The sequence below is a fragment of the Rhodobacter calidifons genome (assembly GCF_011174775.1).
In the GTDB taxonomy this organism is placed as follows: Bacteria; Pseudomonadota; Alphaproteobacteria; order Rhodobacterales; family Rhodobacteraceae; genus Tabrizicola; species Tabrizicola calidifons.
In genome coordinates this window covers 1-4,706 of sequence record NZ_JAANHS010000038.1, presented here as the reverse complement: position 1 = coordinate 4,706, position 4,706 = coordinate 1, and the positions used below count along the sequence as shown (strand labels likewise).

General features: G+C 69.1%; 3 protein-coding genes and 3 pseudogenes. 2 read left to right on the top strand and 4 right to left on the bottom strand.

From position 1 onward, the window contains the following. The 4 genes and pseudogenes from G8O29_RS18035 to G8O29_RS18345 form a co-directional block, all read right to left on the bottom strand. A pseudogene (locus G8O29_RS18035) lies at positions 1-97 on the bottom strand (DUF2460 domain-containing protein); the annotation flags it as partial. Then, positions 94-877, bottom strand: a pseudogene (locus tag G8O29_RS18030) (transposase); the annotation flags it as partial. The pseudogenes G8O29_RS18035 and G8O29_RS18030, both read right to left, overlap by 4 nt. Before the next feature lie 86 nt (positions 878-963). After that, positions 964-1,257, bottom strand: a pseudogene (locus G8O29_RS18025) (IS481 family transposase); the annotation flags it as partial. A 111-nt stretch (positions 1,258-1,368) separates the two neighbouring features. After that, positions 1,369-1,515, bottom strand: coding sequence for a hypothetical protein (locus tag G8O29_RS18345; RefSeq protein ID WP_207623997.1), 147 nt, complete (start codon positions 1,513-1,515; stop codon positions 1,369-1,371). Between the two features lie 103 nt (positions 1,516-1,618). On the opposite strand from G8O29_RS18345, the gene G8O29_RS18020 reads away from it, so the two are divergent. After that, positions 1,619-3,709 (top strand): 4Fe-4S binding protein, encoded by a 2,091-nt coding sequence (locus tag G8O29_RS18020; RefSeq protein ID WP_166404580.1) that lies wholly within the window; start codon positions 1,619-1,621, stop codon positions 3,707-3,709. Further along, the gene (locus G8O29_RS18015) at positions 3,706-4,554 is read left to right on the top strand and encodes an FAD:protein FMN transferase (RefSeq protein WP_166404579.1); all 849 of its coding nucleotides are present in this window, start codon (positions 3,706-3,708) and stop codon (positions 4,552-4,554) included. Before G8O29_RS18020 ends, G8O29_RS18015 begins: the two co-directional genes overlap by 4 nt. Positions 4,555-4,706 lie beyond the last annotated feature (152 nt).

Below are 4,706 nucleotides of genomic sequence, written 5' to 3'. Positions count from 1 at the left end.
GGGTGACGTCGAGCATGTCGGTGTCGAAGCGGACGGGAACGTCGAATTCGAAGCCCGCAGTGATCGCCACGCCCGCGCCCGGGGCGGTGGTGAATCGTCGTTGACCGCCAGAATGCGGAACTTGCGGCAGGCCCCGAACGTGTCGGACATCGAGCCATGGTCGCGCCACCGGTCCGAGAGACCATGGAGAGGGTCCAGGGACCACCGCTGGTTCGGCCGCAGCGGCACAGGCATTGGCGTCCGGCTGCCACGTGCCCGTTTGCGGCCACGACGGCGGCGCACTGACAGCCCTTCCTCCCGGTAAATCCGGTAGAGCTTCTTCTCGTTCATGATCATGCCCTTGCGCTCCAGCAGGATACCCACACGCCGGTAGCCGAAGCGACGACGCTTCTCGGCGATCTTGTGCATCTCCTCACGGACTTCCGGCCTCGCCATTGGGCTCGAACCAATGGCGCCTCAATGGCTCGATCGGGCGGCCGCTCGTGCCGCACCGTCTTCGGATCGACACCGATCAGGACGCAGGCCCGGCGTTGAGAGATCGGATGATCCTTCATCGCCCTTAGCACTGCGCCCCGCCGTTGCATCGGCGTCGTCAGGGCTTTCCCAGCAGGTCCTTCAGCACGACGTTGTCCAGCATCGCATCCGCTAGCAGACGCTTGAGCTTCGCATTTTCGTCCTCGAGCTGCTTCAGCCGCCTGGCGTCGGACAGGTCCATCCCGCCATACTTGGCCTTGAGCTTGAAAAAGGTCGAAGGGCTCAACCCGTGCTTCCGGCACAGCTCGGAGGTCGGCAGCCCGGCCTCCTGTTCCTTAATCATCCCGATGATCTGTTCGTCGGGGCTTGCGCGGCCCCACTGGGGCCACGGTCCCCTCCTCATCGGTGAAACGGCTCTTCCTCATGTCGTCTGCTCCTTCTCAGGTTGGGCAGACTCTACATCACGGCGAGGGAACTTCCGGGGGGCAGGTCAAGGACGGTGCCGTTGAAGCGCTCGACGAAGCCGTTGGTTTTCGGCGTGCGGACCTTGGTGCGGCGGTGCTCGATGCCGCCCAGGTCGAGGTAGAGCGCGTAGGGATGCTTCCCGGTCCCGCAAAACTCGCGGCCGTTGTCCGTGAGCATCGCCTTCACCGGCAGGCCGAGGGTGCGGTAGAACGGCAGCACGTCGCTGTGCAGCACCGACACCGCCGCCTCTGGCTGCTTGGAGACGTGCAGGAAGCCGAAGGCGTAGGAACCGAAGGTATCCACCACGGCATACAGGTAGGCCTAGCCGTGAAATCTCGGGAGGTTGTTCACCCGGAACGGGGTTAGGCTGCAATCGCCAAACTCCAGCCGAGGACCTCGCAGGATGAAAAACCTCCCGAGATTTCACACCTAGGCGCGGAACCACAGGACGATGCGCAGGTTTTCCGGCGCGTGCAAGGCGTGCATCAGCCGCAGTGGGTTCGCCCGCCCCTCGGGTCCGGTCTCGGGACGATCCCTTCCGTGCAGGGCAGAATGACGGGGGCGAAGGTCTGCCATGGGCCAGCGGCCCGCGCCGTGTTCCGTCGGGGTTGATCCGGATCGCGCGGGGCAGACTTTGGTCGGATACGCGCCTCTGTCCGACCGGCATATCCTTCGCCCCATGCGCGCGACCCTCTGCCTGATCTGGCTTTGTCTCACGGCCGTCCTTGCCGCGGCCGACCCATCCCCGCGCGAGCGGATCGCGCCGCTGATCGTCCCGCCCTATGCGCTGGGCGAGGCGCTGGATGACCGCGGGCTCTACAGCCTGCTGAACTCCGGCGGGGCCGAGGCGGGCTATGTGTTCGAGACCGGCCCGCTCGCCCCCCTGCCGGGCTTTTCCGGCGCGCCGATCAACCTGCTGGTGATGCTCGACCTTCAGGGCACCTTCATCGACGTGCGGCTGCTGGACCACAACGAGCCGATCTTCGTCTCGGGCCTGGGCGAGGCGCCGCTGCTGAAGTTCCTCGAACAGTATCGCGGCCATTCGATTCACGAACCGCTTGTCGTCGGCAACCCCTATGGCGCGGGGGGCGGGGCGGATCTGGTCTATCTCGACGGCGTGACGAAGGCCACGGCCTCGGTCCGCATCGCGCATGAATCGATCCTGGCCGCGACCCTGGCCGTCGCGCGCGAAAGGATGCAGGGCATCCAGTCCGCGCCGCCCGCCCGCCCGAACCGGGATGTGGATGAACCACTTGCCTGGCCTGATCTCGTCAGCCAGGGCATCGCCCGCAACCTGCGCATCACCAATGCCGAAGCCGACGCCGCCTTCGCCGGCACGATCTGGGCCGACGACGACCCCGAGGCGCAGGCCGACCCGCAGGGCCTCTACCTCGACCTCTGGGCGGTGGACCTCGGCCCGCCCGCCGTCGCCCGCGCGGTGCTGACCGAGGAAAGTCTCGCCGACCTCAACCGCTTTCTTGCCGTCTCGCCGCAGGACGAGCCCATCCTCGTCATCGACACGGCCCGCCACGGCCTGGTGTCGCAGGATTTCGTCCGCAACACCGCGCCCGACCTGCTGTCGGCCACGCAAGGCGGCCTGCCGCTGGCGCTGCGCGACGCGGACCTGCTGTTCGAAACGCTTCCCGGCGTCCCCGAAGGCGCGGCGATGATCCTGCGGATCGACCGCCGCCTCGGCTTCGACCCCGCCGCCGACTGGCAGCTTGCGGCCACCGCGCTGCGCGAACACGGCCAGTTCCAGCCCGAGACCGGCAGCGCCCGTTTCGCCCTGACCCTTGCGGCCCCCGAACGGTTCTTCCTGCGCGAGACGCCGCCCGAGAAGCTCGCCCCCTGGCAAGAGGCGATCCTGAACCGGCAGGGCGATCTCTGGGCGCTGGCGGGGTTCCTCGGCATTCTCCTCGTCGCCCTCGGCCCCGGGATGAACCGTCTGGCCGACCATCCGCTGTTCACGCCTCTGCGGCTGGCCGCGCTGGCCATCGTCACCGGTTTCGTTGGCTGGTGGGGGCAGGGGCAGCTGTCCATCGTCACGCCGCTCGCCACCCTGCGCACGGCGCTGGACGGCGGCTCGCTGGCCTTTCTCCTGTATGATCCCTTCTCGCTGCTCATCTGGGCCGCGGCCATCCTCGGCTTCGTCCTCTGGGGCCGGGGCCTGTTCTGCGGCTGGCTCTGCCCCTTCGGCGCCTTGCAGGAATTCGCCCATCACCTGGGCCGCCTGATGCGTCTGCCGGAATGGGAACCCTCGGCCCGCTGGGACCAGCGGCTGAAGCCGCTGAAATACGTCCTGCTTGCCGCCCTGGTCGGCGTCACCCTCTTCGCCCCCGCCCAGCTCGACACTGCTGCCGAGGTCGAGCCCTTCAAGACCGCCATCACCACCTTCTTCCTGCGGGACTGGCCCTACGTGGCCTATGCCGCGCTGTGGCTGGTGTTGGGCATGGTCACCTTCAAGGGCTTCTGCCGCTGGGTCTGCCCGCTTGGTGCCCTGATGGCCATCGGCGGGCTGATCCGCGGCCGCGACTGGATCGCCCGGCGCCGCGAATGCGGCTCGCCCTGCCAGCTGTGCCGCGTGCGCTGCCGCTACGGGGCGATCAAGGCGACGGGGCAGGTGCAGTATGCCGAATGCTTCCAGTGCCTCGACTGCGTGACGATCCACAACTCGCCCGCCACCTGTGTGCCGCTGGTGCTGGCCGCCAAAGGGCGCAGGCCGAGGCCGGAGCCGCCGGCCGTTCCCGTCCTGCGCGAGGCCAAGGCATGAACCGGCGCCGCTTTCTCGCCCTCTCCGCCGCCGCGCTGGCCGCGCCGGCAGGGGCGCAGACCCGCTGGCAGGGCCGTGCCTTCGGGGCGGACTGCACGCTGACCCTCTCGGGCCCCGCGCGGCAGGCCGAGGCGGCGCTGTCCGGCCTGCCCGCGCTGATCGAGACCATCGAGGCCGAATTCTCGCTGCATCGCCCCTCGGCGCTGACCCGGCTGAACGCGACCGGGCAGCTGGACCCCTCGCCCGCCTTCCGCGCGGTGATGCGGCTCTGCGATGCCGTCCACCGCCTGACCGCGGGCGCCTTCGACCCCACGGTGCAGGTGCTCTGGCAGGCCGCCGCCGAGGGACGGAGGGCGACAGGGCCGGTCGGCTGGGAGAAGCTGGGGCAGGGGAGGCGGATCACCCTGCAACCCGGGATGGCGCTGACCTTCAACGGCATCGCGCAGGGCTTCGGTGCCGATGCGGTGAAGGCCCATCTTGCCGCCTGCGGCTTTGACCATGCGCTGATCGACATGGGCGAGACGGCGGCACTGGGCGGCCCCTTCCGCCTTGGCCTGCACGACCCGACCCATGGCCAGCTTGCCACCCGCACCCTGACCGGCACCGCCATCGCGACCTCCTCGCCCCGCGCGACGCTGGTCAACGGCCAGCCGCATATCCTGCATCCGCAGGGCCTGCCGCCCCTCTGGTCCACCGTCTCGGTCGAGGCGACCAGCGCGGCGCTGGCCGATGCGCTGTCCACCGGGCTGGTGTTCCTGACCGCCGGGCGGATCGCCGCGCTGCGCCATCCGGGTCTGATCCGCGTCACCCTGATCGATCCGGCCGGAAACCTGACCACGCTCTGACCCTGCCCCGGGGGTGCAAGCCAAGGCGCCCCCCTCCCCCCTTGTGGGGGAGGGATGGGGTGGGGGGCAGCAACGCAACAGGCCCGGCGGATTGCTCTGCCGGGCCTTTGGCTGCTGTGGGAAGGTTCAGCCTGCCGCCGTGACCGCGCGGC

Excerpts from the sequence above, each read along its gene's own strand:
- G8O29_RS18345 (WP_207623997.1), bottom strand. The coding sequence starts at position 1,515 with ATGGCAGACCTTCGCCCCCGTCATTCTGCCCTGCACGGAAGGGATCGT.
- G8O29_RS18015 (WP_166404579.1), top strand. The coding sequence starts at position 3,706 with ATGAACCGGCGCCGCTTTCTCGCCCTCTCCGCCGCCGCGCTGGCCGCG.
- G8O29_RS18020 (WP_166404580.1), top strand. The coding sequence starts at position 1,619 with ATGCGCGCGACCCTCTGCCTGATCTGGCTTTGTCTCACGGCCGTCCTT.